This is a genomic window from Burkholderia guangdongensis (assembly GCF_013403875.1).
Classification (GTDB): domain Bacteria; phylum Pseudomonadota; class Gammaproteobacteria; order Burkholderiales; family Burkholderiaceae; genus Burkholderia; species Burkholderia guangdongensis.
This window is the reverse complement of the sequence record NZ_JACBNX010000017.1, coordinates 212,152-237,921: the sequence shown is the minus strand read 5'-3', so window position 1 is coordinate 237,921 and position 25,770 is coordinate 212,152. Positions and strand designations below refer to the sequence as shown.

Annotated in this window: 26 protein-coding genes; 14 read left to right on the top strand and 12 right to left on the bottom strand. The window is 66.6% G+C overall.

Annotation, left to right across the window (positions count from 1 at the left end):
- Window positions 1-2: 2 nt before the first annotated feature.
- From HZI36_RS18040 to HZI36_RS18010, 7 genes are all read left to right on the top strand, one after another.
- Complete coding sequence (locus HZI36_RS18040; RefSeq protein WP_179404015.1) at window positions 3-1,037, top strand: glycosyltransferase; 1,035 nt, start codon at window positions 3-5, stop codon at window positions 1,035-1,037.
- Window positions 1,034-1,981, top strand: a complete 948-nt coding sequence (locus tag HZI36_RS18035; protein ID WP_179404014.1) for a formyltransferase — start codon at window positions 1,034-1,036, stop codon at window positions 1,979-1,981. Before HZI36_RS18040 ends, HZI36_RS18035 begins: the two co-directional genes overlap by 4 nt.
- Window positions 1,978-3,036, top strand: a complete 1,059-nt coding sequence (locus HZI36_RS18030) for a bifunctional UDP-4-keto-pentose/UDP-xylose synthase (RefSeq protein ID WP_179404013.1) — start codon at window positions 1,978-1,980, stop codon at window positions 3,034-3,036. The genes HZI36_RS18035 and HZI36_RS18030 overlap by 4 nt, the downstream gene beginning before the upstream one ends.
- Before the next feature lie 19 nt (window positions 3,037-3,055).
- Window positions 3,056-3,952 (top strand): polysaccharide deacetylase family protein, encoded by an 897-nt coding sequence (locus tag HZI36_RS18025; protein ID WP_179404012.1) that lies wholly within the window; start codon window positions 3,056-3,058, stop codon window positions 3,950-3,952.
- Between the two features lie 82 nt (window positions 3,953-4,034).
- Window positions 4,035-4,496 (top strand): redoxin domain-containing protein, encoded by a 462-nt coding sequence (locus HZI36_RS18020; protein ID WP_179404011.1) that lies wholly within the window; start codon window positions 4,035-4,037, stop codon window positions 4,494-4,496.
- A gap of 334 nt (window positions 4,497-4,830) precedes the next feature.
- Window positions 4,831-6,678, top strand: coding sequence for a PhoH family protein (locus tag HZI36_RS18015; protein WP_179404010.1), 1,848 nt, complete (start codon window positions 4,831-4,833; stop codon window positions 6,676-6,678).
- 229 nt (window positions 6,679-6,907) lie between these two features.
- Entirely contained in the window at window positions 6,908-8,053 is a 1,146-nt protein-coding gene (locus tag HZI36_RS18010; RefSeq protein WP_179404009.1) for a C40 family peptidase, read from the top strand.
- Window positions 8,054-8,153: 100 nt separating this feature from the next.
- On the opposite strand, the gene HZI36_RS18005 is transcribed toward HZI36_RS18010, so the two are convergent.
- The 10 genes from HZI36_RS18005 to HZI36_RS17960 all read right to left on the bottom strand — a co-directional run bounded on the left by HZI36_RS18005 (window position 8,154) and on the right by HZI36_RS17960 (window position 16,802).
- Window positions 8,154-9,164 carry an inorganic phosphate transporter gene (locus HZI36_RS18005; RefSeq protein WP_179404008.1) on the bottom strand — a complete coding sequence of 337 codons (1,011 nt, stop codon included), beginning with the start codon at window positions 9,162-9,164 and terminating at the stop codon, window positions 8,154-8,156.
- A 10-nt stretch (window positions 9,165-9,174) separates the two neighbouring features.
- The gene (locus tag HZI36_RS18000; RefSeq protein ID WP_179404007.1) at window positions 9,175-9,801 is read right to left on the bottom strand and encodes a DUF47 domain-containing protein; all 627 of its coding nucleotides are present in this window, start codon (window positions 9,799-9,801) and stop codon (window positions 9,175-9,177) included.
- Window positions 9,802-9,939: 138 nt separating this feature from the next.
- Complete coding sequence (gene dnaB, locus HZI36_RS17995; protein ID WP_179404006.1) at window positions 9,940-12,360, bottom strand: replicative DNA helicase; 2,421 nt, start codon at window positions 12,358-12,360, stop codon at window positions 9,940-9,942.
- A 132-nt stretch (window positions 12,361-12,492) separates the two neighbouring features.
- The gene (gene rplI, locus HZI36_RS17990; protein WP_179404005.1) at window positions 12,493-12,945 is read right to left on the bottom strand and encodes a 50S ribosomal protein L9; all 453 of its coding nucleotides are present in this window, start codon (window positions 12,943-12,945) and stop codon (window positions 12,493-12,495) included.
- Window positions 12,946-12,972: 27 nt separating this feature from the next.
- The gene (gene rpsR, locus HZI36_RS17985; RefSeq protein WP_006486248.1) at window positions 12,973-13,248 is read right to left on the bottom strand and encodes a 30S ribosomal protein S18; all 276 of its coding nucleotides are present in this window, start codon (window positions 13,246-13,248) and stop codon (window positions 12,973-12,975) included.
- Between the two features lie 3 nt (window positions 13,249-13,251).
- A complete protein-coding gene (gene priB, locus HZI36_RS17980) occupies window positions 13,252-13,551 on the bottom strand; it encodes a primosomal replication protein N (RefSeq protein ID WP_179404004.1) in 300 nt (99 codons plus the stop codon).
- A 40-nt stretch (window positions 13,552-13,591) separates the two neighbouring features.
- Window positions 13,592-13,966 (bottom strand): 30S ribosomal protein S6, encoded by a 375-nt coding sequence (rpsF, locus tag HZI36_RS17975; protein ID WP_179404003.1) that lies wholly within the window; start codon window positions 13,964-13,966, stop codon window positions 13,592-13,594.
- Between the two features lie 198 nt (window positions 13,967-14,164).
- Entirely contained in the window at window positions 14,165-15,001 is an 837-nt protein-coding gene (locus HZI36_RS17970; protein ID WP_179404002.1) for an anti-sigma factor family protein, read from the bottom strand.
- Window positions 14,991-15,632, bottom strand: coding sequence for an RNA polymerase sigma factor (locus HZI36_RS17965; RefSeq protein ID WP_425485253.1), 642 nt, complete (start codon window positions 15,630-15,632; stop codon window positions 14,991-14,993). Before HZI36_RS17965 ends, HZI36_RS17970 begins: the two co-directional genes overlap by 11 nt.
- 258 nt (window positions 15,633-15,890) lie before the next feature.
- Window positions 15,891-16,802 (bottom strand): LysR family transcriptional regulator, encoded by a 912-nt coding sequence (locus HZI36_RS17960; protein ID WP_179404000.1) that lies wholly within the window; start codon window positions 16,800-16,802, stop codon window positions 15,891-15,893.
- A 144-nt stretch (window positions 16,803-16,946) separates the two neighbouring features.
- On the opposite strand from HZI36_RS17960, the gene gcl reads away from it, so the two are divergent.
- The 4 genes from gcl to lysM all read left to right on the top strand — a co-directional run bounded on the left by gcl (window position 16,947) and on the right by lysM (window position 21,462).
- On the top strand, window positions 16,947-18,722 hold the full coding sequence (gene gcl, locus HZI36_RS17955; protein WP_179403999.1) for a glyoxylate carboligase: 1,776 nt from the start codon (window positions 16,947-16,949) through the stop codon (window positions 18,720-18,722).
- Window positions 18,723-18,769: 47 nt separating this feature from the next.
- Window positions 18,770-19,579, top strand: coding sequence for a hydroxypyruvate isomerase (gene hyi / locus HZI36_RS17950; RefSeq protein WP_179403998.1), 810 nt, complete (start codon window positions 18,770-18,772; stop codon window positions 19,577-19,579).
- A gap of 50 nt (window positions 19,580-19,629) precedes the next feature.
- On the top strand, window positions 19,630-20,532 hold the full coding sequence (locus HZI36_RS17945) for a 2-hydroxy-3-oxopropionate reductase (RefSeq protein WP_179403997.1): 903 nt from the start codon (window positions 19,630-19,632) through the stop codon (window positions 20,530-20,532).
- Window positions 20,533-20,982: 450 nt separating this feature from the next.
- Window positions 20,983-21,462, top strand: coding sequence for a peptidoglycan-binding protein LysM (lysM, locus tag HZI36_RS17940; RefSeq protein ID WP_179403996.1), 480 nt, complete (start codon window positions 20,983-20,985; stop codon window positions 21,460-21,462).
- An 80-nt stretch (window positions 21,463-21,542) separates the two neighbouring features.
- On the opposite strand, the gene HZI36_RS17935 is transcribed toward lysM, so the two are convergent.
- A complete protein-coding gene (locus HZI36_RS17935; RefSeq protein WP_179403995.1) occupies window positions 21,543-22,568 on the bottom strand; it encodes an asparaginase in 1,026 nt (341 codons plus the stop codon).
- A 196-nt stretch (window positions 22,569-22,764) separates the two neighbouring features.
- Here HZI36_RS17935 and HZI36_RS17930 point away from each other — a divergent pair, with 196 nt between their 5' ends.
- The 3 genes from HZI36_RS17930 to HZI36_RS17920 all read left to right on the top strand — a co-directional run bounded on the left by HZI36_RS17930 (window position 22,765) and on the right by HZI36_RS17920 (window position 24,435).
- Window positions 22,765-23,061 (top strand): PsiF family protein, encoded by a 297-nt coding sequence (locus tag HZI36_RS17930; protein ID WP_179403994.1) that lies wholly within the window; start codon window positions 22,765-22,767, stop codon window positions 23,059-23,061.
- 205 nt (window positions 23,062-23,266) lie between these two features.
- Window positions 23,267-23,707: a hypothetical protein gene (locus HZI36_RS17925; RefSeq protein WP_179403993.1), complete on the top strand. Its 441-nt coding sequence runs from the start codon at window positions 23,267-23,269 to the stop codon at window positions 23,705-23,707.
- A gap of 137 nt (window positions 23,708-23,844) precedes the next feature.
- Window positions 23,845-24,435: a BPSL1445 family SYLF domain-containing lipoprotein gene (locus tag HZI36_RS17920; protein ID WP_179403992.1), complete on the top strand. Its 591-nt coding sequence runs from the start codon at window positions 23,845-23,847 to the stop codon at window positions 24,433-24,435.
- Between the two features lie 102 nt (window positions 24,436-24,537).
- Here HZI36_RS17920 and HZI36_RS17915 read toward each other — a convergent pair whose 3' ends face one another.
- A complete protein-coding gene (locus tag HZI36_RS17915) occupies window positions 24,538-25,602 on the bottom strand; it encodes a glycosyltransferase family 4 protein (RefSeq protein ID WP_179403991.1) in 1,065 nt (354 codons plus the stop codon).
- Between the last annotated feature and the right edge of the window lie 168 nt (window positions 25,603-25,770).

Below are 25,770 nucleotides of genomic sequence, written 5' to 3'. Positions count from 1 at the left end.
ACATGAGTCACATTGAATCACGCGACGGGAATCCGGACGGCCGGCGCCCGGACGCCGGACTGCCGGAAGTCTCGATCGTCATCCCCGTGTACAACGAGGAAGACGGTCTCGCCGCGCTCTTTTCGCGGCTCTACCCGGCGCTCGACGCGCTCGGTACGTCGTACGAAGTGATCCTGATCAACGACGGCAGCCGCGACCGCTCGGCCGCGATGCTCGCCGACCAGTTCCGCGCGCGTCCGGACACGACCCGCATCGTGCTGCTGAACGGCAATTACGGTCAGCACATGGCGATCCTCGCGGGCTTCGAGCAATCGCGCGGCAAGATCGTGATCACGCTCGACGCGGACCTGCAGAACCCGCCCGAGGAAATCGGCAAGCTGATCGACAAGATGCGCGAGGGCTACGACTACGTCGGCTCGATCCGCAAGCAGCGGCAGGACAGTCTGTGGCGACGCAAGGCGTCGATGGCGATGAACCGGCTGCGCGAGCGCATCACGCGGATCAAGATGACCGACCAGGGCTGCATGCTGCGCGCGTACGACCGCCGCATCATCGACACGATCAACCAGTGCGGCGAAGTGAACACGTTCATCCCGGCGCTCGCGTACACGTTCGCGCAGAACCCGACCGAGATCGAGGTCGCGCACGAGGAGCGCTTCGCCGGCGAATCGAAGTATTCGCTGTACAGCCTGATCCGCCTGAACTTCGATCTCGTGACCGGCTTCTCGGTCGTGCCGCTGCAGTGGCTGTCGTTCATCGGCGTGATCCTGTCGGGCGGCTCCGCGGCGCTCTTCGTGCTGCTGCTCGTGCGGCGCTTCATCGTCGGCGCGGAAGTCCAGGGCGTGTTCACGCTGTTCGCGATCACGTTCTTCCTGCTCGGCGTGATCATCTTCGCGCTCGGGCTGCTCGGCGAGTACATCGGCCGCATCTACCAGCAGGTGCGCGCGCGGCCGCGCTACCTGATCCACATGGTGCTCGAGCAACGCAACGGCGCGCCCGGCGTCACGCTACCCGCCAGTCAGGAGGTGTCGCGATGAAGCCGCGCGCCGTCGTCTTCGCATATCACAACGTCGGCGTGCGCTGCCTGCAGGTGCTGCTCGCGCGCGGCGTCGACGTCGCGCTCGTCGTCACGCACGAGGACAATCCGAGCGAGAACATCTGGTTCGGCAGCGTCGCATCGGTCGCGGCCGAGCACGGCATTCCGGTCATCACGCCGGCCGACCCGGCGAGCGACGACGCGCGACGCGCGGTCGCCGACGCGAAGCCCGATTTCATTTTCTCGTTCTACTACCGGCACATGCTGCCGGTCGACCTGCTCGCGCTCGCGCCGCGCGGCGCGTACAACGTGCACGGATCGCTGCTGCCGAAGTATCGCGGCCGCGTGCCGACGAACTGGGCGGTGCTGAAGGGCGAGACCGAGACCGGCGCGACGCTGCACGAGATGGCCGCGAAGCCCGACGCGGGCGCGATCGTCGGCCAGACCGCAGTGCCGATCCTGCCGGACGACACGGCCGCGCAGGTGTTCGACAAGGTCACGGTCGCGGCCGAGCAGACGCTGTGGCGCGCGCTGCCCGCGCTGCTCGCGGGCGACGCGCCGCACCTGCCGAACGATCTCGCGGCCGGCAGCTACTACGGCGGCCGCAAGCCGGAGGACGGCCGGATCGACTGGACGCAGCCGGCGGCCCACGTGTACAACCTGATCCGCGCGGTCGCGCCCCCTTATCCGGGCGCGTTCACCGACCTCGACGGCGTGCGCTTCATCGTCGCGCGCGCGCGGCTCGCGGCGCCGGGCAGCGCGGCCGCGCGCGCCGCGGCGGATTTGCCGCCGGGCCTCGCGGTAAGCGATAATGCGCTACTCGGCGTCTGCGGCGACGGCCGCGCCATCTCCATTCTCGAACTGCGGCAGCCGCGCGACGGCGAAGAAACCGTCGTGTCGCCCGCCGCGTTCGCGCAGCTCACTCAATCTTCCCGTCATTCATGAAAGCTAAAAAAGTCCTGATCCTCGGTGTGAACGGCTTCATCGGCCATCACCTGTCGAAACGCATTCTTGAAACCACCGATTGGGAAGTGTTCGGCATGGACATGCAGACCGATCGGCTCGGGGACCTCGTCGAGCACGAGCGGATGCACTTCTTCGAAGGCGACATCACGATCAACAAGGAGTGGGTCGAGTATCACGTGAAGAAGTGCGACGTGATCCTGCCGCTCGTCGCGATCGCGACGCCCGCCACCTACGTGAAGCAGCCGCTGCGCGTGTTCGAGCTCGACTTCGAGGCGAACCTGCCGATCGTGCGCTCGGCCGTCAAGTACGGCAAGCACCTGGTGTTCCCGTCGACGTCCGAAGTCTACGGGATGTGCGCGGACGAGCAGTTCGACCCGGACGCGTCCGCCCTCACCTACGGCCCGATCAACAAGCCGCGCTGGATCTACGCGTGCTCGAAGCAGTTGATGGACCGCGTGATCTGGGGCTACGGCATGGAAGGCCTGAACTTCACGTTGTTCCGCCCGTTCAACTGGATCGGCCCGGGCCTCGACTCGATCTACACGCCGAAGGAAGGCAGCTCGCGCGTCGTCACGCAGTTCCTCGGGCACATCGTGCGCGGCGAGAACATCAGCCTCGTCGACGGCGGCTCGCAGAAGCGCGCGTTCACCGACATCGACGACGGCATCAGCGCGCTGATGAAGATCATCGAGAACCCGAACGGCATCGCGACGGGCAAGATCTACAACATCGGGAATCCGAAGAACAACTTCTCGGTGCGCGAACTCGCGCACAAGATGCTCGAACTCGCGGCCGAGTACCCCGAGTACGCGGAGTCGGCCAAGCAGGTGCAGCTCGTCGAGACGACGTCGGGCGCGTACTACGGCAACGGCTATCAGGACGTGCAGAACCGCGTGCCGAAGATCGACAACACGATGCAGGAGCTCGGCTGGGCGCCGGGCTCGACGTTCGACGACGCACTGCGCAAGATCTTCGAGGCGTACCGCGGCCACGTCGGCGAGGCGCGCGCGCTCGTCGAGCAGCAGCAAGGCTGACGAGACGGAAGGCACACGCTTGGCACGCATCGTCCTCAAGATCGACGTCGACACGCTGCGCGGCACGCGCGAAGGCGTGCCGAACCTCGCGCGCATCTTCGATCGCTTCAACGCGCGCGCGACCTTTCTGTTCAGCCTCGGTCCGGATCACACCGGCTGGGCGCTGCGGCGCGTGTTCCGGCCGGGCTTCCTGAAGAAGGTGTCGCGCACGTCCGTCGTCGAGCATTACGGCGTGAAGCAGCTGATGTACGGTGTGCTGCTGCCCGGCCCCGACATCGGCCGCCGCGCGGTCGCCGACATGCGTGCGATCCACGAGGCCGGCTTCGAATGCGGGATCCACACGTGGGATCACGTGCTCTGGCAGGACAACGTCCGCCAGCGCGACCGCGACTGGACCGCGCGCGAGATGGGCAAGAGCCATGCGCGCTTCGTCGAGGTGTTCGGCGCGCCGCCCGCCACGCACGGCGCAGCCGGCTGGCAGATGAACGAGGCCGCGTTCGAGCAGATCGACGCATGGGGCATGCGCTATGCATCCGACGGCCGCGGGCACGGGCCGTATCTGCCGGTCGTTCGCGGCAGAACGCTCGCGCACGTGCAGATGCCGACGACGCTGCCGACGCTCGACGAAGTGCTCGGCGTCGACGGCATCGACACGCACAACGTCGCCACGCATCTGCTGAAGTTCACCGAGACGAATCCGCACGACCAGGTCTTCACGCTGCACGCGGAACTCGAAGGCCAGAAGCTCGCGCCGGTGTTCGAGCAGTTGCTCGCGGGCTGGCGCGCACAGGGTCATACGTTCGCTACCATGGGCGACTACGCGGCGACGCTGGACCGCGACACGCTGCCATCGTACCCTGTCACCTGGGGCGAGATCCCGGGCCGTTCGGGCGAACTGATCGTCCAGCCCGACTGAGCATGCGCGCGCGACGCCGCGCGCTCCCGCCTTCCCCCGGCGCGCGTCATCCGCCGCGCCGCCCACCCGTCAGGAGAGTCACGTGTCCGTCGAAGTAGACCGCCAGGTTCCCGATTTCACCGCGCCCGCCACGGGCGGCGAGTTCTCGCTGGCCGCGCTGCGCGGCACGAAGCTCGTGCTGTATTTCTATCCGAAGGACAACACGCCCGGCTGCACGACCGAAGGGCTGCAATTCCGCGAGCTGTATCCGAAGTTCAAGCAGGCCGGTGCGGAAATCGTCGGCGTGTCGCGCGACAGCCTGCGCTCGCACGACAATTTCAAGGCGAAGCTCGAGCTGCCGTTCCCGCTGGTCTCCGATGGCGACGAAGCGCTGTGCGCGCTGTTCGATGTCATCAAAATGAAGAAAATGTATGGCAAGGAAGTGCGCGGTATCGAGCGCTCGACGTTCCTGATCGACGCTCACGGCGTGCTCCGTCAGGCATGGCGCGGCGTGAAAGTGCCGGGCCATGTCGACGACGTGCTAAGTGCTGTACAAGCGCTTTGACCCGCGCTATATTGGGCCGCAATGAATGCCTGTTCGCCCCATTTTTCTCGTAGCTGCGCCGGGAGTCGTTGCGATGCTGTCCGGCCTGTGACGCGCAGCGCGATGATCATAGAAGCCGAGCCGCTTGTCCCGGTCGACGGGGTAGCGGCTTTTTTTATGTTCGCGCGCCGGCATGCGAGCCGGCCACTCACCGCATCAAGGAGCTGATCGACATTTAGGCGAACCGGCACTTCGACATTCCCGTGCGCCACCGCGCGCAAACTGCATGCCACGAGCGTTGCAGGATGCGATCAGCGGCGCATCCCAAGCGATACGATTCCTCCCGAGGGACACCATGCCTTTGCCTACCCCCCCCAGCAAGCTCGGCAGCCTGCTGCCGCCCGACGAATACAAGGCGAAAGCGCGACCCGCGAAAGCCGCGAAGAAATCCGCCGAAGGGGACCTGTCCGCCACCGCTGCCGCCGGCGATTACGGCCCGGCGAACGTGGCCCAGCCAATGGCACCCGCCGCGAATGTCGCCGCCCCGCTTCGGGCGGTCAACGCGGTCGCATCCGCTTCGGCTCAGGACGCCGCGCCCGCTCCCGCGCGCGGCCGCAGGACGAAACAGACCGCCGCGCTGCTGCAGGCCGTGCCCGCCGAGGCCGTGCCACCCGCCACGCAACCCGCCGCGCCGCTCGCACGCGCCGAGAAGCCGGCGGTGCCGCAGCCGGCCGCGGCCGCTTCGCCCACCGCAGCCGCCGCGACCGGCAAGGCGCCGAAGTCGCGCGGCCGCAAGTCCGCCGAGGCCGAGATCCAGAAACTGTTCGTGCTCGATACGAACGTGCTGATGCACGATCCGAGCAGCCTCTTCCGCTTCGAGGAACACGACGTCTATCTGCCGATGATGACGCTCGAGGAACTCGACAATCACAAGAAGGGGATGTCGGAAGTCGCGCGCAACGCGCGCCAGGTGAGCCGCACGCTCGACCAGCTCGTCGCGGACGCAGGCCCGATCACCGCGGGCATTCCGCTGTCGCGTCTCGGCAGCCGCGACGCGCTCGGCCGCCTGTATTTCCAGACGACGCTGACGAACATTCCGCCCGTCGAAGGTCTGCCGGAAGGCAAGGCCGACAACCAGATCCTCGGCGTCGTGCGCGCGCTGCAGCGCGACCGGCCGGACCGCCAGGTCGTGCTGGTGTCGAAAGACATCAACATGCGGATCAAGGCGCACGCGCTCGGCCTGCCCGCCGAAGACTACTTCAACGATCAGGTTCTCGAAGACAAGGACCTGCTCTATAACGGCGTGCGCGAGCTGCCGCAGGACTTCTGGGCGAAGCACGCGAAGGGCATGGAGAGCTGGCAGGACACGAAAACCGGCACGACGTACTACCGCGTGACGGGCCCGCTCGTCATGTCGATGCTCGTCAACGAGTTCGTCTACCTGGAGCCGCAGAATGGCGAGCCGACGTTCCACGCGATCGTCCGCGAGCTGAACGGCAAGACGGCGCTGCTGCAGACGCTGCGCGACTACAGCCACCACAAGAACAACGTGTGGGGGATCACCGCGCGCAACCGCGAGCAGAATTTCGCGCTGAACCTGCTGATGAACCCGGAGATCGACTTCGTCACGCTGCTCGGCCAGGCCGGCACCGGCAAGACGCTCGTCGCGCTCGCGGCCGGCCTCGCGCAGGTGCTCGACGACAAGCGCTACAACGAGATCATCGTCACGCGCGCGACCGTGCCGGTCGGCGAGGACATCGGCTTCCTGCCGGGCACCGAGGAAGAGAAGATGCAGCCGTGGATGGGTGCGTTCGACGACAACCTCGAAGTGCTGCAGAAGACCGACGATGCGGCCGGCGAATGGGGCCGCGCGGCGACGCAGGAGCTGATCCGCTCGCGGCTGAAGGTCAAGAGCATGAACTTCATGCGCGGCCGCACGTTCGTCGACAAGTACGTGATCATCGACGAGGCGCAGAACCTGACGCCGAAGCAGATGAAGACGCTCGTCACGCGCGCGGGCCCGGGCACGAAGATCGTCTGCCTGGGCAACATCGCGCAGATCGACACGCCTTACCTGACCGAAGGCAGTTCGGGCCTGACCTACGTCGTCGACCGCTTCAAGGGCTGGGGACACAGCGGCCACGTGACGCTCGCGCGCGGCGAACGCTCGCGGCTCGCCGACTACGCGTCCGAGATTCTGTAACGCCTGCCGCCGTTTCGACGGCACATCGCGGCGCTCCGCTTTCGGGGCGCCGTTTTTTATTTTTGGGGCCGGAAAAAATCGCGGCGCCCGGCGTCACGTGCTCGCCACGTTCTTGCGCAAAACTTCAAGTAAATTCTCAGGAACGGTTGCGAAAGCCCTGCCGCACGGACTACTATCCGGTTTGCTGCCGTCATACGATTGGTGAGCGCATCGCGTTCGCCCGCTTCTCATGCGTCGAATTTGCCCCGTCCTCGTCGTCCTGCTGCTCGCCGCCTGCTCGAGCGTGCCGCGGCAATCGGCGCGCACCAACGGCATGACGATCACGACGCCGCGCGCGTTCAAGCCGCCCGCCGATTTCCCGCACTTCGTCGACCACAGCGTCGGTCAGGAAGAAATCTCGATCCAGGCGATGAGCCTCGTCGGCGTTCCGTATCGCTGGGGCGGCAACACGCCGGCGAGCGGCTTCGACTGCAGCGGACTCGTGCGCTACGTGGTCGGCCGCGCGGCCGACGTGAACCTGCCGCGCACGACCGCCGACATGAGCGGTCGCGGCGTCGAGATCGAGCCCGACCAGGTCGCGCCCGGCGACCTGATCTTCTTCAACACGACCGGCCGGCCGCACTCGCACGTCGGCATCTACGTCGGCAAACTGCGCTTCGTGAATGCACCGTCGACCGGCGGCACCGTGCGGCTCGACTACCTGACGAATCCGTACTGGGCGAAGCGCTTCGACGGGATTCGCCGCGTCGCGCCGCCGCGCGCGACGCCGTTTGATTCGCCAACCTACGAAGCGCGACGCAATGCGGCGCCGCCGCAGGCTGAGCCGGCGCTCGCGGCGGCGGTGGCTCCGGCGCCCGTGGTCGCGCCCTCGCCCTCGCCTGCCATTGCGCCCATTGTCGCGGCGCAGGCGCGTGCGCCGATGCCGGTCGCGGCGCCAATGCCAGCACCGGTTCCGTCGCGCGGCGCGACCGCATCGGCCTCGGCCGATCCATACGAGCCGCCACCGGCGCATTTCGCCGCCGCGCAACAGCAGTCGGCGGCAGCCGTTACGGTCGCGCCAGCCGTTGAGTCGACCGCTGAATTGGCCACTGAGCCGGCCGCCGCATCGGCGTCGAGCGACGAAAGCGTGCGGAACACCGGTACGTCGATCCCGACCGTCGCGGTCAACCCCAGCGACCTGCCGGGCGCCGCGACCTCCGATACGTTCGCGCCGCCACCGTCGATGGCCCGCGCGGCCGGCCGCCCGGCCGGGGCCGGGGCACGCGCGCCCGACCCGGTGCAGGTCCTGCGCGCGTCGACGCAGTCGGCGCCCGTGAACGCCGGCACCCGCACCGGCGACGACCCGATCGCGCGTTTCGCGAACGGCAGCGACTGATCCGCACGCACCGCAACCCACGCCGCACCATGGAAAAAGCGCCGCAGCCCTTCGGCACGCGGCGCCTGCATACGTCGGCGGAGTCAGCGGACCGGCGCGCTCAGAAGATCTTGTGTCCGAGCCACCACCCGCCCGCCGCGATCAGCGCGGACGCCGGAATCGTCAGCACCCACGCCCACACGATGTTGCCGGCGACGCCCCAGCGCACCGCGGACAGCTTGCGCGTCGCGCCGACGCCGACGATCGCGCCGGTGATCGTATGCGTGGTCGACACCGGAATCCCGAGGAACGACGCGATGAACAGCGTCAGCGCGCCGCCCGTTTCCGCGCAGAAGCCGCCGACCGGCTTCAGCTTCGTGATCTTCTGCCCCATCGTGCGAACGATCCGCCAGCCGCCGAACAGCGTGCCGAGGCCCATCGACAGATAGCAGCCGGCGATCACCCACGCGGGCGGCGCGGAGGCCGTCGCGGACGAATAGCCGGTCGCGATCAGCAGCATCCAGATGATACCGATCGTCTTCTGCGCATCATTGCCGCCGTGGCCGAGGCTGTAGAGGCTCGCGGAGAAGAGCTGGAACCGCCGGAAGCGCCGGTCGACCTTGCTCGGCGGCGTGCGGAAATACAGCCACGACACGCCGAGCATGAACAGCGAGCCGAGCACGAGGCCGAGCAGCGGCGAGATGAAGATGAACGCGACCGTCTTCAGCAGCCCGTCGACGTTCAGCGATCCCCAGCCCGACTTCACGACCGCCGCGCCGACGAGGCCGCCGATCAGCGCGTGCGACGAGCTCGACGGAATCCCGTAGTACCAGGTGATCACGTTCCAGCCGATCGCGCCGACGAGCGCGCCGAACACGACGTAATGATCGACGATCGCGGGATCGATCGTCCCTTTGCCGACGGTCTGCGCGACCTTCAGGTGGAAGATGAAATACGCGATGACGTTGAACACGGCCGCGAATGCGACCGCCTGCTGCGGCTTCAGCACGCCGGTCGACACGACGGTGGCGATCGAGTTCGCCGCGTCGTGAAAGCCGTTCATGAAATCGAATACGAGCGCGACGAGCACCAGCGCCGCGACTATCCAGAGGGCGAGTTGTATTGAATGCATCGTGTTCGGCTCAGGCGTTTTCCAGCACGATGCCTTCGATGATGTTCGCGACGTCCTCGCATTTGTCGGTGGTCTCTTCGAGCAGCTCGTAGATCGCCTTCAGCTTGATCAGCGTCTTCACGTCGTCTTCTTCGCGGAACAGCTTCGACATCGCCGAGCGCAGCACGCGGTCCGCCTCCGATTCCCAGCGATCGATCTCTTCGCATGCCTTCAGGATCTGGCGCGACTGCTTCATGTCGGACAGCAGCGACACCGCCTGCTGCACGTGCTGCACCGACTGCGTGACGATGTGCGCGAGCTGGCTCGCCTCCGACGTGACCGCGCGCACGTCGTACAGCGACACGGCCGTGGCGACGTCCTCCATCAGGTCGAGGATGTCGTCCATCGTCGTGATCAACTTGTGGATCTCGTCACGATCGAGCGGCGTGATGAAGGTCTTGTGCAACAGATCGATCGCTTCGTGCGTGAGTTTGTCGGCGGCTTTCTCGGCCGATTGCACGTTCTGCTTGTGAATCTCGGCGTCGGCGAGATTGTCGATCAGCAGCTCGAGCTCGCGGCCGCCGGACACGATGAAATTCGCGTGCGCATTGAAGATTTCGAAGAACTTGCCCTCGGAGGGCATGAATCGACCGAACATGGGATTCCTGAAAAATGGTCAAACTGCTGTCATGAAAATCGGCGACATTGTACAGTTTTCGCTCGCGCGGCGACGCGCGACGCGCGTTTCCGCGCGCGTCGATACAACGTCGGCGAATGGGGGGTTTACAAACCGGCGTTACTCGCCGTAGAAGTTCTGCGCACCCGCAAAATTATCGAACTTCGTGTATTGCCCCATGAACGTGAGTCGAACCGGCCCGATCGGACCGTTACGCTGCTTGCCGATGATGATTTCGGCAGTGCCCTTGTCCGGGCTGTCGGGGTTGTAGACTTCGTCGCGATAGATGAACAGGATCACGTCCGCGTCCTGCTCGATAGCGCCCGACTCGCGCAGATCCGACATCACCGGGCGCTTGTTCGGCCGCTGCTCGAGGCCGCGGTTCAGCTGCGACAGCGCGATCACCGGCACGTCGAGCTCCTTCGCGAGGCTCTTCAGCGAACGCGAGATTTCCGAGATTTCGGTCGCGCGGTTCTCGCCCTGCGACGAGCCCGACATCAGCTGCAGGTAGTCGACGATGATGAGGCCGAGCTTCCCGCACTGCCGCGCGAGGCGCCGCGCGCGCGAGCGCAATTCCATCGGGTTCAGGCCGCCCGTCTCGTCGATGAAGAGCTGCGCCTCGCTCATCTTCTGCACCGCGTGCGTGAGCTTCGGCCAGTCCTCGTCGGTCAGGCGCCCGGTACGCATCCGGTGCTGGTCGAGCCGGCCGACCGAGCCGAGCATCCGCATCACGAGCTGCGTGCCCGGCATTTCCATCGAGAACACCGCGACCGGCAGCCCGTACTCGACCGCGACGTATTCGCCGATGTTCATCGAGAACGCGGTATTGTGCGTCACCACGTAGTCGTCGGTCAGGTAGAGGCGCGACGGATGCGACACGGAGATGCACTGCGCGGGCGCGCGCCGGCTCGGTTCGATCGACGCAATGACCGGCAGCTTGCGGCGCGAGCGCCCTTCGGTCAAACGCTCGCGCTTGCCCTGGAACAGGAACAGACTTTGCGGATCCGGATGGCTGATCGTGCACTGGTAGGCCGTTGCGCCCGCCTGCCGCTGACCATCGCGGGTAAAGCTGGTTTGCTTCTCGGAAATCGAGCACCAGGCGCCGAGCGAACGCGCGAGTTCGCAGACGTCGCGCGCGAGTTGCACGCTCGCGGTGGAATAACGCACGCTCCCCCACGATTCGACCCAGCCGTCGGTGTCGAGCAATCCGCGCAGCAGATCGAGCCGGACATCACGCTGCGCATCGAGATAGCATCGCGGAATGAACTTGTCGTAGCTGGTCCGCCCCCACAGCCCGAACTGCTCGAGCGCGGCCTTCAGTGAATTGACGCGCGGCCGGACGATCCCCTCGCCCGAACGACGCTTGATGCGCCAGTCGTACTGGCCGGCATACTCGAGTTCGAGCTCGGCCCCGACCCGCTCGCGCATCCGGTTCAGCGTGTCTTCGGTCTTCACGCTGAAGCGCACCGCGGTGCCGCCCAGCGCGCCGTCGCCCAGCAGCGCGCCGAGCACCCATGCATCGACCGGCAGCGCGTCGCGATGCCCGAAATCGCCGGTCGGCATATCGATCCACAGGCGGTTCCGGTAGCGCTCGCGGGTCAGCAGCGTGCGGATCTCCGCCGTGCTCAGCACGCGGGGCGCCGGCCATTCGCGATAATGCACGCGCCACAGATGCTCGTCGCAGCACTCGGCCGAACGCCCGTCGGAAAAACGAATGCGAAACACCTGCCGCTCGCCTTGCGGATAGACGCCGGTCACGATCGACGGCGCACCGTCGATCGACGCCAGCGCGTCGCCGACCGCGACGTCGCCCATGCGCTTCCAGCCGTCGAGCGTCCTGATCCGGGCATCGAGCGGCTGCGCCTTGCCCATCGACGGCCGTCCGGCCACGATGATCAGCTCGCCGCCATGCATCCCCGACGTCATCCGGTCGAGATCGACGAAGCCGGTCGGCGTGCCGGTCACGTCGCTCGGATTCGCGGTGTGGTACAGCGTATCGATTCGCTCGACGACCTGCGTGAGCAGCGGCCCGATCTCGAGGAAGCCCTGGTTGCCGCGCGCGCCTTCCTCGGCGATCGAGAACACCTTCGACTCGGCCTCGTCGAGCAACTGGCGGACTTCCTTGCCCTGCGGATTGAATGCGTCGGCGGAAATCTCGTCGGCGACCGACACGAGCCGGCGCAGCACCGCGCGATCGCGGACGATCTCCGCATAGCGGCGGATGTTCGCGGCGCTCGGCGTGTTCTGCGCGAGCGCGTTCAGGTACGCGAGCCCGCCGACGTCGTCGGCCTTGCCGGACGTCGTCAGCGCCTCGTAGACGGTCACGACGTCGGCCGGGCGCGTCGACGCGATCAGCCGGCCGATGTGCTCGTAGATCAGCCGGTGGTCGTAGCGATAGAAATCGCCCTGCGACAGGAAGTCGGCGATCCGGTCCCATGCTGCGTTGTCGAGCAGCAGGCCGCCCAGCACCGATTGCTCGGCCTCGACCGAGTGCGGCGGGACTTTCAGCGATTCGATTTGAGGATCTTGCGGCGCGTTCATGGGTTGGGATTATCGCGAATTGAGCGCGGCTTCGCCAGTTGGGCGCCGGAAAACAAAAAGGCAGGAGCCGGTTGCCCGGGCTCCTGCCCTGCGTCGCCCGGGCGGCGCGCCGCCCGGCGAGACTGCATGTGCTTACGCGTGGTCGCCGATCACGTTGACCGTGACGTCGACGACGACGTCCGTGTGCAGCGCGACCTGAACGCCGTGCTCGCCGATCATCTTCAGCGGGCCTTCCGGCATGCGGACCTGGGCCTTCTCGACGTCGTAGCCTGCCTTCTTCAGCAGTTCCGCGATGTCGCCGTTCGTGACCGAGCCGAACAGACGGCCGTCGACGCCCGACTTCTGCGTGATCTCGAACGTCTGGCCGTTCAGCTTCTCGCCGACGACTTGCGAAGCGGCCAGCTTTTCAGCGGCGACCTTCTCGAGTTCCGCGCGGCGCACTTCGAATTCGGCGATCGCGTCCTTCGTTGCACGGCGAGCCTTGCGGTTCGGGATCAGGAAGTTGCGAGCGTAACCGTCCTTGACCTTGACGATGTCGCCGAGGTTGCCCAGATTGGCGACTTTTTCCAACAGAATGATTTGCATTCGAATTCTCCTTATGGCGTCGCCGAATTACGCCTTGTGCTGATCGGTGTACGGCAGCAGCGCGAGGAAACGCGCGCGCTTGATTGCCGTGTCGAGCTGACGCTGATAGTGCGCCTTCGTACCCGTCAGGCGAGCCGGCGTGATCTTGCCGTTTTCGCCGATGAAGTCCTTCAGCGTTTCCGTATCCTTGTAGTCGATCTGCTCGACGCCGGCTGCCGTGAAGCGGCAGAACTTCTTGCGCTTGAAGAGCGGGTTTTGCTGCTGACGACGCTTGTCGAATTTCTTACCAGTCGGGCGGGGCATGATTCAGTCCTTTCCAATGTCCTGCAATTCTGTGATGTGAAACACCAGGGTTCTCGCGTTGCGGCTCTTTTTCGCCAGAAAGCCCGAAAACAGCGTCTCGACGCCCATTTCGCAGCTCTCCAGCCTGCCGCTCGCCGCGCCGGCCGCCACCGCCTCGATCGTCATTTCGACCTGACGGGCAATGCCTGCCTCGACGACTTCCGTGCGGTGATGCAGTGTCGCGCTTGCGATCGGAACGCCGGCGGGGGTGTACCGCACCGGTGCGCGCTCGACGACGCTCGCGGTCAACTGCAGCCTGTTCACGTGAGTGGCGCGCTCCCTGGTGGCTTAATGGCTAAAAGTCTTAAGCCTGCGCTTCGGCCGACTGCGCTGCAGCCGCCTTCTTGGCTTCTTCGCGCTGAACTTCCTTCATCATCGGCGACGGGCCGGTCTCGGCCTTCTTCATCTTGACGATGAGGTGACGCAGCACGGCGTCGTTGAACTTGAACGCGTGTTCGAGTTCGTCGAGCGTCGTCTGGTCGCACTCGATGTTCATGCAGACGTAGTGAGCCTTCGCGAGTTTCTCGATCATGTAGGCCAGCTGGCGACGGCCCCAGTCTTCGACACGGTGGATCTGGCCGCCGTGCGACGTGATCGTGGACTTGTAGCGCTCGATCATCGCGGGCACTTGCTCGCTCTGATCGGGATGCACGATGAAGACGATTTCGTAATGACGCATACACACTCCTTGTGGATTAAAGCCACCCGAGCGTCGAACCGGTGTGGCAAGTGAGAAGCCGAAGAGTGTAACCCGAATGCGGGGCGCATGCAACTATTTCGGACGTTGCGCCGCTCACCTTTCCGCTCATTTCGGACGTGTTTTCAACGACTTGGTATTTGGGCACCGCGGCTTCGGCGCAGCGGCCCGGCCGCGCGCTCACTCGGTGCGCGGCGCGCCGAGCCGGGCGTCCAGCGCGGCCCGGAACGCATCGAGCGCGGCCGGCTCCGCGTCGGTCACCGCCCACCAGGTCATGCCGGCCGCCCGCCAGCGCGCGAGCGCGTAGCCCTGCCGCGTCGCCGTGCGCATCGACAAGTCATCCGACCCCGGAATCACGTAGACGTCGATCACGTGCTGCCGGTAGCGGTAGACGAGCACCGCGACGCGGCGCTGCCCGACGTAGTCGAGCCGCCCGCCCGCGAGCGGGAAGCCGCTCGCCGCGAGATCCGCGACCGGCGGCGCATAGTCGAGGCGGCCGTTGAACCACGGCTTCACCGTGTGGCGATCGCTCGACACCACGTCGATGTCGCGCGCCGACAGCCCGGCGCGCACGTGGCTCTCGACCAGTTCGTCGGCGAAGCGGTCCGCCGTCAGCCGCTGCGCGGTCAGCGCCGCGCCGCCCGCCGCGCCCAGCACGAGCGCGGCGAGCGCCACCCAGCCGGCCGGGATCGCCGGGATCGCCGGGATCGCCGGGATCATCGGCCTGCGCGCCGGTGCGCGACGGCCGGCGTCCGCCGGTGCGGGCCGGGTCGAAACCGGATCGCGTTCGCCCGCACGTTCGGCCGCCAGCCCCGCGACGATCCGCGCGCGCAGCGCGTCCGGTGCGCGGTAATAGTCCGCGCCTTTCACCACATGCCGCAGTGCCGCCAGCGCGTCGCGCTCGCGCCGGCACGCGTCGCACGCGTCGACGTGGCGCTGCACGCGCAGCGCGTCGGGCGCGGACAACTCGCGGTCGAAATCCGCATCGAGCAGCGGACGTGCTTCGTTACAGTCCATCGACAGCCTCCGATGCCGCTCCGTCGTTCGCGGTCGGCGCGCCAGACGTCGTGCCGGACGACGTGCCCGACGACGCCCCCGCGAGCAGCACGGCGAGCCGCCGCCGCGCGCGGGCAAGCCGCGACATCACCGTGCCGAGCGGCACGTCCGCGATCGCCGCGATCTCGCGATAGCTCAGATCCTCCATCTCGCGCAGCACCAGCACCTCGCGGTACTCGGCCGGCAGCCGCGCGAGCGCGTCGTGCACGCGGCGCGCATCCTCGCCGCGAATCAGCAGCGTCTGCGGATCGTCCGCCGCGTCGCGCCAGTCGTCGAGCGCCGCGTCGCCGACTTCGGCCTCGGCCACCTCGTGCGCGGCCACCCGGCGTCGCCATTCGGTGTACCAGGTATGGCGCACGATCGTCAGCAGCCAGGGCCGCGCGTCGTCGCCGCGAAACGTGTCGAGAAAGCGCAACGCGCGCATGAACGCCTCCTGCACGATATCGTCCGCGTCGCTCGCGCTGCCCGACAGCCAGCGCGCGAGGTTGTACGCGGCGTCCAGATGCGGCAGCGCGAGCGCCTGGAAGCGCCGGCTGCGCGCGTCGTCGCGCGCCGTCCCGCGTTCGTCGACCATTCGGCCGATTTGCCCCACATCCCCTCCCGTGCCCGCGCGCCGCCGCGAGCCGCGTCGTCCGATGATCGCGCGCCGCCCGATGCGTGCGCGCCCGTCACGAACCATACCGGCCACGGCCCGAGTTTATTCCCGCCTCGACGAAAAATATTCCCGGAATGACCGTGCGCGTGAGCCGGTATGCTTCCGCGGCTTGGGGCACGGGCAGATGAGCGGCGTGCGTCGTCGGCCAAGCGGCGATCGCGGCAGGCCGAACGGCGAGCCGAACCAGCCGAACCCTTACGGCTCGCTGCTCCAGTACCCCGGCCGCGCGTACGCGTCGCGCAGATAGTCGATGAAATAACGCACGCGCGCGGGCACGTAGCGCTGCTGCGGATAGACCGCGAGGATGTCGTAGTCGGGCAGCGCGTATTCGTCGAGCACCGTCTCGAGCTCGCCCGTCTCGAGCTGGCGCGCGATCTCCCACGTCGAGCGCCAGCCGAGCCCGAGCCCTTCCGCCGCCCAGCGGTGCAGCAGCTCGCCGTCGTTGCAGTCCAGATTGCCGCTCACGCGGATCGTGACGATCTTGCCGTCGCGCTGGAAATACCAGCCCCGGTTCTGGCCACCCTGCAGGTTGAACGCGAGGCAGTTGTGCTTCTGCAGGTCGTCGAGCGTCTCCGGGCGGCCGTGCCTGCGGAAGTAGTCGGGCGTCCCGCACACGACGCGCCGGTTCGACGCGAGCTTCACCGCGACGAAGTTCGGATCGACCGCGCCGCCGATCCGGATCGACAGGTCATACCCTTCGCGGACCAGATCGACGACGCGGTCGGTCAGATTGAACGACAATTGCAGCTCCGGCTTGCCCGCGAGGAACACGGGCGCGTGCGGCGCGACGTGCTTGCGGCCGAACGCGGCCGGCGCCGACACGATCAGATGGCCGCTGACCGCGCGCCGCCCGGCCGCGAGCTCGTTCTCGGCCTGGTCCCATTCGGCGAGCAGCCCGCGGCAGCGCTCGAGGAACGCCGCGCCCTCCTCGCTGACGACGAGCCGGCGCGTCGACCGGTATATCAGCTTCACGCCCAGCCGCTTCTCGAGCGCGTCGATACGCCGCCCGAGCACGACCGGCGACACGCCCTCGCCGAGCGCAGCGGCCGCGAGGCTGCCCGCGTCCGCGACGCGCACGAACGTCTCGATCTGCTTGAAGCGATCCATCCCCCTTTCCTCCAAACGCCTGTCAGGCCGTCATTCCATACTTTTAGTTTCGAAATAAGCGACTGGGGCTGATCTTATCAAACCTTTCTGGCGTCCCTAAAGTGTCTTCAACCGTACGAATCCCACCATTCAAGGAGACATTTCATGGCCAAGATGAGAGCAGTCGACGCAGCCGTGCTCGTGCTTGAGAAGGAAGGCATCAACACCGCGTTCGGCGTGCCGGGTGCAGCGATCAACCCGTTCTATTCCGCGATGCGCAAGACGGGCGGCATCAGCCACGTGCTCGCGCGCCACGTCGAGGGCGCATCGCACATGGCCGAAGGCTACACCCGCGCGAATCCGGGCAACATCGGCGTGTGCATCGGCACGTCGGGCCCCGCCGGCACCGACATGATCACTGGCCTCTACTCGGCGTCCGCCGACTCGATTCCGATCCTCGCGATCACGGGCCAGGCGCCGCGCGCTCGTCTGTACAAGGAAGACTTCCAGGCAGTCGACATCGAGTCGATCGCGAAGCCGGTCACGAAGTGGGCCGTCACCGTGCGCGAGCCGGCGCTCGTGCCGCGCGTGTTCCAGCAGGCGTTCCACCTGATGCGCTCGGGCCGTCCGGGCCCGGTGCTGGTCGATCTGCCGATCGACGTGCAGCTCGCCGAGATCGAGTTCGACATCGACACGTACGAGCCGCTGCCCGCGTACAAGCCCGCGGCGACCCGCGCGCAGATCGAGAAGGCGCTCGAGATGCTGAACGCAGCCGAGCGGCCGCTGCTCGTGTCCGGCGGCGGCGTGCTGAATGCAGCCGCTGAAGACCTGCTCGTCACGTTCGCCGAAACGATCGGCGTGCCGGTGATCCCGACGCTGATGTCGTGGGGCGCGATTCCGGACGACCATCCGCTGATGGCCGGCATGGTCGGCCTGCAGACGTCGCACCGCTACGGCAACGCGACCATGCTCGCGTCCGACTTCGTGCTCGGCATCGGCAACCGCTGGGCGAACCGCCACACCGGCAGCGTCGAAGTCTATACGAAGGGCCGCAAGTTCGTGCACGTCGACATCGAACCGACCCAGATCGGCCGCGTGTTCGGCCCGGATCTCGGCATCGTGTCGGACGCGAAGGCCGCGCTCGAGCTGTTCGTCGAAGTCGCGAAGGAATGGAAGGCCGCCGGCAAGCTGAAGGATCGCGGCGCGTGGGTTGCGGAGTGCCAGGAGCGCAAGCGCACGATGCAGCGCAAGACGCACTTCGACAACGTGCCGGTCAAGCCGCAGCGCGTGTACGAGGAAATGAACAAGGTGTTCGGCAAGGACACCTGCTACGTGAGCACGATCGGCCTGTCGCAGATCGCCGCCGCGCAGTTCCTGCACGTGTTCAAGGCGCGCCACTGGATCAACTGCGGCCAGGCCGGCCCGCTCGGCTGGACGATTCCGGCTGCGCTCGGCGTGCGCGCCGCGGATCCGAAGCGTCCGATCGTCGCGCTGTCCGGCGACTACGACTTCCAGTTCATGATCGAGGAACTGGCTGCGGGCGCGCAGTTCAAACTGCCGTACGTGCACGTCGTCGTGAACAACTCGTATCTGGGCCTGATCCGTCAGGCACAGCGCGCGTTCGACATGGACTACTGCGTGCAGCTCGCGTTCGACAACGTGAACGCGCCGGAACTGGAAGGCTACGGCGTCGATCACGTGGCGGTGGCTGAAGGCCTCGGCTGCAAGGCGCTGCGCGTGACGAAGCCGGAAGACATCGCGCCGGCGCTCGAGCAGGCGAAGCAGCTCGCCGCCGACTTCAGCGTGCCGGTGGTCGTCGAAGTGATTCTCGAGCGTGTGACGAACATCTCGATGGGCACCGAGATCGACGCGATCAACGAGTTCGAGGAGCTCGCCGAGAAGGGTATCGACGCGCCGACCGCGATCTCGATGCTCGACTGACGCTTCCTTTTTTGACCAACCGACTGACCGACCGACGAGACAGACTCATGCCGAAATTCGCAGCCAACCTGACCATGCTGTTCAACGAAGTGCCGTTCCTCGACCGCTTCAAGGCGGCCGCCGACGCGGGCTTCGACGCCGTCGAATTCATGTTCCCCTATCCGTACACGAAAGAGGAACTCGTCGAGCAGCTCGACACGCATCGTCTCAAGCTGGTGCTGCACAACCTGCCCGCCGGCAACTGGGAACAGGGTGAGCGCGGCATCGCGTGCCTGCCCGACCGCGTCGGCGAGTTCCAGGAAGGCGTCGGCCGCGCGATCGACTATGCGAAGGCGCTGAAGGCACCGCAGGTCAACTGTCTCGTCGGTATTCCGTCCACCAGCGTCGCGCGCGACACGACGTTCGTCACGATCGTCGACAACCTGCGCTTCGCGGCGAACGCGCTGAAGCAGGAAGGCATCCGCCTGCTCGTCGAGCCGTGCAATTCGTACGACATCCCCGGCTTCGCGCTGAACAAGTCGTCCGAAGGGCTCGACGTGATCCGCGCGGTCGGCTCGGACAACCTGTTCCTGCAGTACGACATCTATCACATGCAACGGATGGAAGGCGAGCTCGCGGCGACGATCCAGCGCAACCTCGCGTCGATCGGGCACATCCAGCTCGCCGACAATCCGGGCCGCAACGAGCCGGGCACGGGCGAGATCAACTACCCGTTCCTGTTCGCGCTGCTCGACCGGATCGGCTACGCTGGCCACGTCGGCTGCGAGTACAAGCCGCGCACCACCACGACGGAAGGGCTCGGCTGGCTGCAGACGGTCGCCGGCTGCGCACCCGGCTCCGCACGCGCGGCGGCGTAAGCGCCTCACCGTTCCGACATCGCATTCCACCCATTCTGGAGACTTAGAACATGGCAACCATCGGTTTCATCGGCCTCGGCATCATGGGCTCGCACATGGCGCGCAACCTGCTCAAGGGCGACCACCAGCTCGTCGTGAACGGCGCGTTCCCGGTGCCGGACGATCTGCGCGCGAAAGCCAAGGTCGTCGCGAACTCGACCGAAGTCGCGCAGAACGCCGACGTCATCGTCTTGATGGTTCCTGACACGCCCGACGTCCGCAACGTGCTGTTCGCCGACGACGGCGTCGCGAAGGGCCTCACGGCCGGCAAGCTCGTGGTCGACATGAGCTCGATCTCGCCGCTCGACACGCAGGAATTCGCGAAGCAGATCAACGCGCTCGGCTGCGACTACCTCGACGCGCCGGTCTCGGGCGGCGAAGTCGGCGCGCGCGAAGCGACGCTGACGATCATGGTCGGCGGCCCGGAGAAGGCGTTCGACAGCGCGAAGTCGCTGTTCGAGCTGATGGGCAAGAACATCACGCTCGTCGGCAACAACGGCGCGGGCCAGACCTGCAAGGTCGCGAACCAGATCATCGTCGCGCTGAACATCGAAGCGGTCGGCGAAGCGCTGCTGTTCGCCGCGCGCTCGGGCGCCGATCCGGAACGCGTGCGCCGCGCGCTGATGGGCGGTTTCGCCGCGTCGCGCATTCTCGAAGTGCACGGCGAGCGGATGACGAAGCGCACGTTCGATCCGGGCTTCCGCATCGAGCTGCACCAGAAGGACCTGAACCTCGCGCTCGACGGCGCGCGCAAGCTCGGCCTCGCGCTGCCGCACACCGCGAGCGCACAGCAGCTGTTCAGTGTCTGCGCATCGCACGGCGGCAAGGCATGGGACCACTCGGGCCTCGTGCGCGCGCTCGAGATCATGTCGAACTTCGAGATCGGCCAGGACGCCGGCAAGAAGAACGCCTGACGCGCAAGTAGCAGTACACGGCGCACGCAGCAACGCACTGCAACAGGCGGCGCGCGCCAGCTTTCCGCGATCCGCGCGCGATGCCGGATCGCTTCGCGCGGCACATGCCGCGCACATCGGTGGGACGTCCCGCCGCGCCCGCAGCGCGACGAGACGAAAAACGCCGCTCCGGGCTGGGAGCGGCGGGTGGGGTCCGCAGCGGCACCCGGCGGCGCCGGGGAAGCCTTGGTCGGTCAGACGTCGTCGTCGGGTGTCCGTCTGTCGGATTCGTTCATCAGCCCGCTTCCCGTATTACATTTCTTGACGTTCGCGCGCGCGATTTTTCATGCAAATGACGCGCGGCACGCCTACACTCTCGCCACACCTTCCGGGGCAGCGCCGGGTTCACGCGGCGTTTTCCACGCCACTTCACGGCACCTCTGAATTTCAATCATTTGAAGGAGTGTAGCGATGGGTCTTCTTTCCTTTTTGAAGGAAGCAGGTGAAAAGCTGCTGGGCGAGAGCGACAAGCAGGCCGAAACCGATCCGGCCAGCGCGAATCAGACCGCGGCCGATGCGATCAAGAACTACGTCGCCACGCAAGGCCTCGACACGTCGAATCTGACGGTCGCGTTCGACGGTGCTTCGCGCACCGTCACGCTGTCGGGCAACGTTGCCGACCAGGCGACGAAGGAAAAGGTCAAGGTCGCGTCCGGCAACGTGCAGGGCGTCACGGCCGTCAACGACGACGCGCTCACCGTCGACAGCCCATCGGCTGAAGCGACGTTCTACGAAGTAAAGAGCGGCGACACGCTGTCCGCGATCGCGAGCGCGCAGTACGGCGACGCGAATCAGTACAACGCGATCTTCGAAGCGAACAAGCCGATGCTGTCGAGCCCGGATCGCATCTATCCGGGCCAGAAGCTCGTGATTCCGCCGCAGGCGTCGTGACCGGTCTCAACGTCCGTCGAGCATGAAGAGAAGGCAGCCGGTCTGGCTGCCTTTTCCTTTTTCCGCGCGTGGCGCGTGCGTCAGTACGTGTCGAAGATCGCCTGCAACGCGTCGCGGCTAGTCACGCCGTTCGCGAGCGCGAGCATCAGCAGCACGCGCGCCTTGAACGGGTTCAGCGAGCCCGCGCTGACGAAGCCGAGCGCGTCGTCGTTCGCGGCGCCGTTCTTCATCACGTGCCCGGAGCCGACTCGCGACGCGCGCACGACCGCCACGCCCCGCTTCGCCGCTTCGGCGAGCGCGGCCTGCAGCGTCGCGTGGATCGAGCCGTTGCCGGTGCCCGCGACGACGAGCCCGCGCACGCCGGCCGCGACGAACGCGTCGACCGCCGTGCGCGATACACCCGCGTAACTGGTGACGATTTCGACCGCGGGCCACGCATTGCCGATCGCCAGTTGAGAATCGCGCGTGTGCGGTCGCGTTGCGCGGCGCGCGAACTCGACGCGGCCATCCTGCACCCAGCCGAGCACGCCGAGCTCCGGCGAATGGAATGCGTCGACCGCGTAGGTGCTCGTCTTCACGACGTCGCGCGCGCAGTGGATCTTGTTGTTGAACGCGACGAGCACGCCCTGCCCGCGCGAGCCCGGATGCGCGGCGACCGTCACCGCGTTCAGCAGGTTCAGCGGGCCGTCGGACGACAGCGCGGTCGCCGGGCGCATCGCGGCGGTCAGCACGACCGGCTTGTCGTGCTTCACGGTCAGATGCAGCGCGTACGCGGTTTCTTCGAGCGTGTCGGTGCCGTGCGTGATCACGATGCCGTCGATCGCGTCGTCGGCCGCGAGCGCGTCGATGCGCGCGACGAGCGCGTTCCACAGCGGCAGCGCGAGATCCTTGCTGTCGATGCTCGCGAGCTGCTCGGCGTCGACGCGTGCGATCGACGCGAGCGCCGGCACCGCGTCGACGAGGAAGTTCACGCCGAGCGCGCCGGCCTGATAGCCGGCCGTGCTCGTCGCGTCGGGCGCCGCGCCCGCGATCGTGCCGCCGGTGGCGAGAACGGCGATGCGCGGCAGCGCCGGCGACGCATCAGAGGAAGTGTTCGGTGAATTCATGCGCGCGATTGTAATGGCTCGCGGCCCGCGACCGGTAGTGGCGACGCCGGTGTCCGGGTTTGCGAGCATCGTTTCGGGATGCTTCGGACTGCGCGAGCGTCAACGCGCATGTCGTCGCCCGCGTTATAGGAAGTGCCGTTTTGTTGTTTTCATGTTGATTTGCGATCACGCAAACTCACCCAAAGGGAGTGTCGAAATGAAGATCCAATCGCTCGTGGCCGCGCTGCTCGTCGGCGGCATGCTGGCTTCCCCCGCTTTCGCGCAGAGCAGCCAGCAGGACAAGATGAAAGCTTGTAACGCCCAGGCGGCCGGCAAGAAGGGCGACGATCGCAAGGCCTTCATGAAGGACTGCCTGTCGGCGAAGCCGGCGGCTGACAAGAAGATGTCGCAGCAGGACAAGATGAAGGCCTGCAACACGCAGGCCACCGGCAAGAAGGGCGACGATCGCAAGGCGTTCATGAAGAGTTGCCTGAGCAACCAGCCGGCCGCCTGATTCGGCCACTCCCCGCTGATAATGCCGCGCACTGTTTCGACAGTGCGCGGCATTTTTGTTTGCGTCGCCTGCGCAAACCGTGCACGGCGCGGCAATTCGTCACGTTTTCTTCTATGATGGCTGCAACGCGGCCCCCTATCAGACCAAGAAGCGCCATCGGGCCGCCGTCCCAACCGACGCGCACGCGCGTCAAATGGAGGCACGGATGGCAGGGAGACAACACCGGTGGTTGCGTCGCTGGCTATACGTCGTCGTGTTCTGGGCGGTGCCCGTCGCGATCATCGCGGTGCGCGAGATCCGCGAGGAGATGGCGTACAACCGCGCGGACCTGCAGCTCGCGCTGACCACCTGGGATCTCACCGACGCGCAGCAGGCGGCCGGCGATGCCGCGAAATGCCACGGCGACGCCAGCGAAGCGCGCGCGGCCGGCTGCCCAGAAGCGGTATTCATTGCGAATGCGCCGCGTCAGCAGGCGGCGCGCGACGAGTACATGGTGCGACGCAGCACGCTGGCGAGTTATCTGTGGCACGCGTTCGTCGGCTACTGGGTCGTGCCGGCGGCGTTCCTGTTCGGCTGCGGCATCGTGATCGCGCTGATCCGCCGCGCGCTGCGGCGGCCGCCGATCAAGCCGCCCGTCCCGCATTGAAGGCTTTCCCGGGCATGCCGATTTGACGCTTTTTTGCATCCCGATGAAAAACTTCTGTAATCCTCTGTGCTATAACTGCCGACGTGTGCCGCCGCTGCGCGGCGCGCACTTCGACTGATACCCGATGGAGAACGACGATGCAGAAACGGAATCTCATGTTGAAAGCCGCCGCCACCGCAATCGTGCTCGGCAGCCTGGCGCTCACCGGCTGTACGACGACCCCGGGCACGCCCGACAACGCTTCGACGAACGCGTCGAAGCGCCAGTCGATCGACGCGGACGTGAACGCGACGATGTCGCGCCTCTACTCGACCGTGCCGGGCTCGCGCGAACTCGTCGCGAAATCGCGCGGCGTGCTCGTGTTCCCGAGCGTGATCCAGGCGGGCTTCATCGTCGGCGGGCAGACCGGCAACGGTGCGCTGCGCGTCGGCGGCAGCACGGTCGGCTACTACAACACGTCGTCGGTGTCGGTCGGCCTGCAGGCCGGCGCGCAGTCAAAGGCGATCATCTTCCTGTTCATGACGCAGGACGCGCTCGACAAATTCCGCAGCACCGACGGCTGGGCCGCTGGCGCCGACGCATCGGTCGCGGTCGTCAAGATGGGCGCGAACGGCGCGGTCGACACGAACACGGCCACGTCGCCGGTCGAAGTGTTCGTGCTGACCAACGCGGGCCTGATGGGCGACGTGTCGGTCAGCGGTACGAAGGTCACGCGCCTGAACATCTGACGCGCCACGTGCATGCGCAAACGGCGATGCCCTCGCGGGCATCGCCGTTTTTTTATGTGAGCCGGCGCGGTTCATTTCACGTACGCCGCGCCGATGCGCGGCTCAGCTCGTCGAATCGATCACCTTGAAGCGCGAGCGCTTCTGCGCGCGGATCACCGACTGATAGACGTCGACGTACTGCTGCGCCATCCGGCGCGATGTGAAGCGCTCCTCGAAGCGCTGCCGCACGCGCGCGCGCGGCAGCAGGTGCAGCCGGTTGACCGCCGCGACCGCGCTGATCTCGTCCTCGACGATGAAGCCCGACACGCCCTCGTCGAGCACCTCGGGCACGGACCCACGGTTGAACGCGATCACCGGCGTGCCGCATGCCATCGCCTCGATCATCACGAGGCCGAACGGCTCCGGCCAGTCGATCGGGAACAGCAGCGCATGCGCGCCGGACAGGAATTCGGACTTCTGGTGATCGGCGATCTCGCCGACGAACTCGACGTGCGGCAGCGCGAACAGCGGCTTGATCTCGCGCTCGAAGTATTCCTGGTCGGCCGCGTCGATCTTCGCGGCGACCTTGATCGGCATCCCGCACTGCTGCGCGATCCGGATCGCGGTGTCGACGCGCTTTTCCGGCGAGATCCGGCCAAGGAACGCCAGATAGCGCGGCTCGACCGGCTGCGGCGTGTACAGCGTCTCGGGCAGCCCGTGGTAGACGGTCGTCAGCCATTTCGCCTGCGGCAGCGGCCCGCGCTGCGCATTCGAGATCGAGATCACCGGCGCGGTGTTGAACGTGTCGAACACCGGCTGCTGCTCGGGCAGATCGAGGCGGCCGTGCAGCGTCGTCACGTACGGCGTCTCCTGCCGGTTGAAGATCGAGAACGAGTAGTAGTCCATGTGGAAATGGAGCACGTCGAAATCCTTCGCGCGGCGCGCGACGGTCTCCATCAGCAGCATGTGCGGCGCGATCCGGTCGCGGATCGACGTATCGAGCCGCAGCGCGCGCGGCCACACCGGCTCGAGCGTCGCGGACGTTTGCGAATCGCCGCTCGCGAACAGCGTCACGTCGTGGCCGAGGTCGACGAGCGCCTCGGTGATGTAGTGCACCACGCGCTCGGTGCCGCCGTAGAGCTTCGGCGGCACGGATTCGGTCAACGGCGCGATCTGGGCAATTCTCATCCTTCGTCTCCAAGATGCCGGCAAGCGTGCGCGCTTCGCGCGCTTACGCCGGTTCCATGCAAAGCGGCCGGCTCCCCGCCGGCCCGCGTACCCGCCATTTTACCGGGCCGCGCCCGGGCTGACGGCCGGCTTTCACTTTATCGGCGTTGTTACAGCGCGGATACATTC

Coding starts and splice junctions, on each gene's coding strand:
- HZI36_RS17920 (WP_179403992.1), top strand. CDS start 23,845: ATGCAGAAACGGAATCTCATGTTGAAAGCCGCCGCCACCGCAATCGTG.
- rpsR (WP_006486248.1), bottom strand. CDS start 13,248: ATGCCCCGCCCGACTGGTAAGAAATTCGACAAGCGTCGTCAGCAGCAA.
- HZI36_RS18015 (WP_179404010.1), top strand. CDS start 4,831: ATGCCTTTGCCTACCCCCCCCAGCAAGCTCGGCAGCCTGCTGCCGCCC.
- rplI (WP_179404005.1), bottom strand. CDS start 12,945: ATGCAAATCATTCTGTTGGAAAAAGTCGCCAATCTGGGCAACCTCGGC.
- lysM (WP_179403996.1), top strand. CDS start 20,983: ATGGGTCTTCTTTCCTTTTTGAAGGAAGCAGGTGAAAAGCTGCTGGGC.
- HZI36_RS18035 (WP_179404014.1), top strand. CDS start 1,034: ATGAAGCCGCGCGCCGTCGTCTTCGCATATCACAACGTCGGCGTGCGC.
- HZI36_RS18030 (WP_179404013.1), top strand. CDS start 1,978: ATGAAAGCTAAAAAAGTCCTGATCCTCGGTGTGAACGGCTTCATCGGC.
- HZI36_RS18010 (WP_179404009.1), top strand. CDS start 6,908: ATGCGTCGAATTTGCCCCGTCCTCGTCGTCCTGCTGCTCGCCGCCTGC.
- HZI36_RS17925 (WP_179403993.1), top strand. CDS start 23,267: ATGGCAGGGAGACAACACCGGTGGTTGCGTCGCTGGCTATACGTCGTC.
- rpsF (WP_179404003.1), bottom strand. CDS start 13,966: ATGCGTCATTACGAAATCGTCTTCATCGTGCATCCCGATCAGAGCGAG.
- HZI36_RS17915 (WP_179403991.1), bottom strand. CDS start 25,602: ATGAGAATTGCCCAGATCGCGCCGTTGACCGAATCCGTGCCGCCGAAG.
- HZI36_RS18000 (WP_179404007.1), bottom strand. CDS start 9,801: ATGTTCGGTCGATTCATGCCCTCCGAGGGCAAGTTCTTCGAAATCTTC.
- HZI36_RS17930 (WP_179403994.1), top strand. CDS start 22,765: ATGAAGATCCAATCGCTCGTGGCCGCGCTGCTCGTCGGCGGCATGCTG.
- HZI36_RS17970 (WP_179404002.1), bottom strand. CDS start 15,001: ATGGACTGTAACGAAGCACGTCCGCTGCTCGATGCGGATTTCGACCGC.
- gcl (WP_179403999.1), top strand. CDS start 16,947: ATGGCCAAGATGAGAGCAGTCGACGCAGCCGTGCTCGTGCTTGAGAAG.
- hyi (WP_179403998.1), top strand. CDS start 18,770: ATGCCGAAATTCGCAGCCAACCTGACCATGCTGTTCAACGAAGTGCCG.
- HZI36_RS17945 (WP_179403997.1), top strand. CDS start 19,630: ATGGCAACCATCGGTTTCATCGGCCTCGGCATCATGGGCTCGCACATG.
- HZI36_RS18040 (WP_179404015.1), top strand. CDS start 3: ATGAGTCACATTGAATCACGCGACGGGAATCCGGACGGCCGGCGCCCG.
- HZI36_RS17935 (WP_179403995.1), bottom strand. CDS start 22,568: ATGAATTCACCGAACACTTCCTCTGATGCGTCGCCGGCGCTGCCGCGC.
- HZI36_RS17960 (WP_179404000.1), bottom strand. CDS start 16,802: ATGGATCGCTTCAAGCAGATCGAGACGTTCGTGCGCGTCGCGGACGCG.
- HZI36_RS18005 (WP_179404008.1), bottom strand. CDS start 9,164: ATGCATTCAATACAACTCGCCCTCTGGATAGTCGCGGCGCTGGTGCTC.
- dnaB (WP_179404006.1), bottom strand. CDS start 12,360: ATGAACGCGCCGCAAGATCCTCAAATCGAATCGCTGAAAGTCCCGCCG.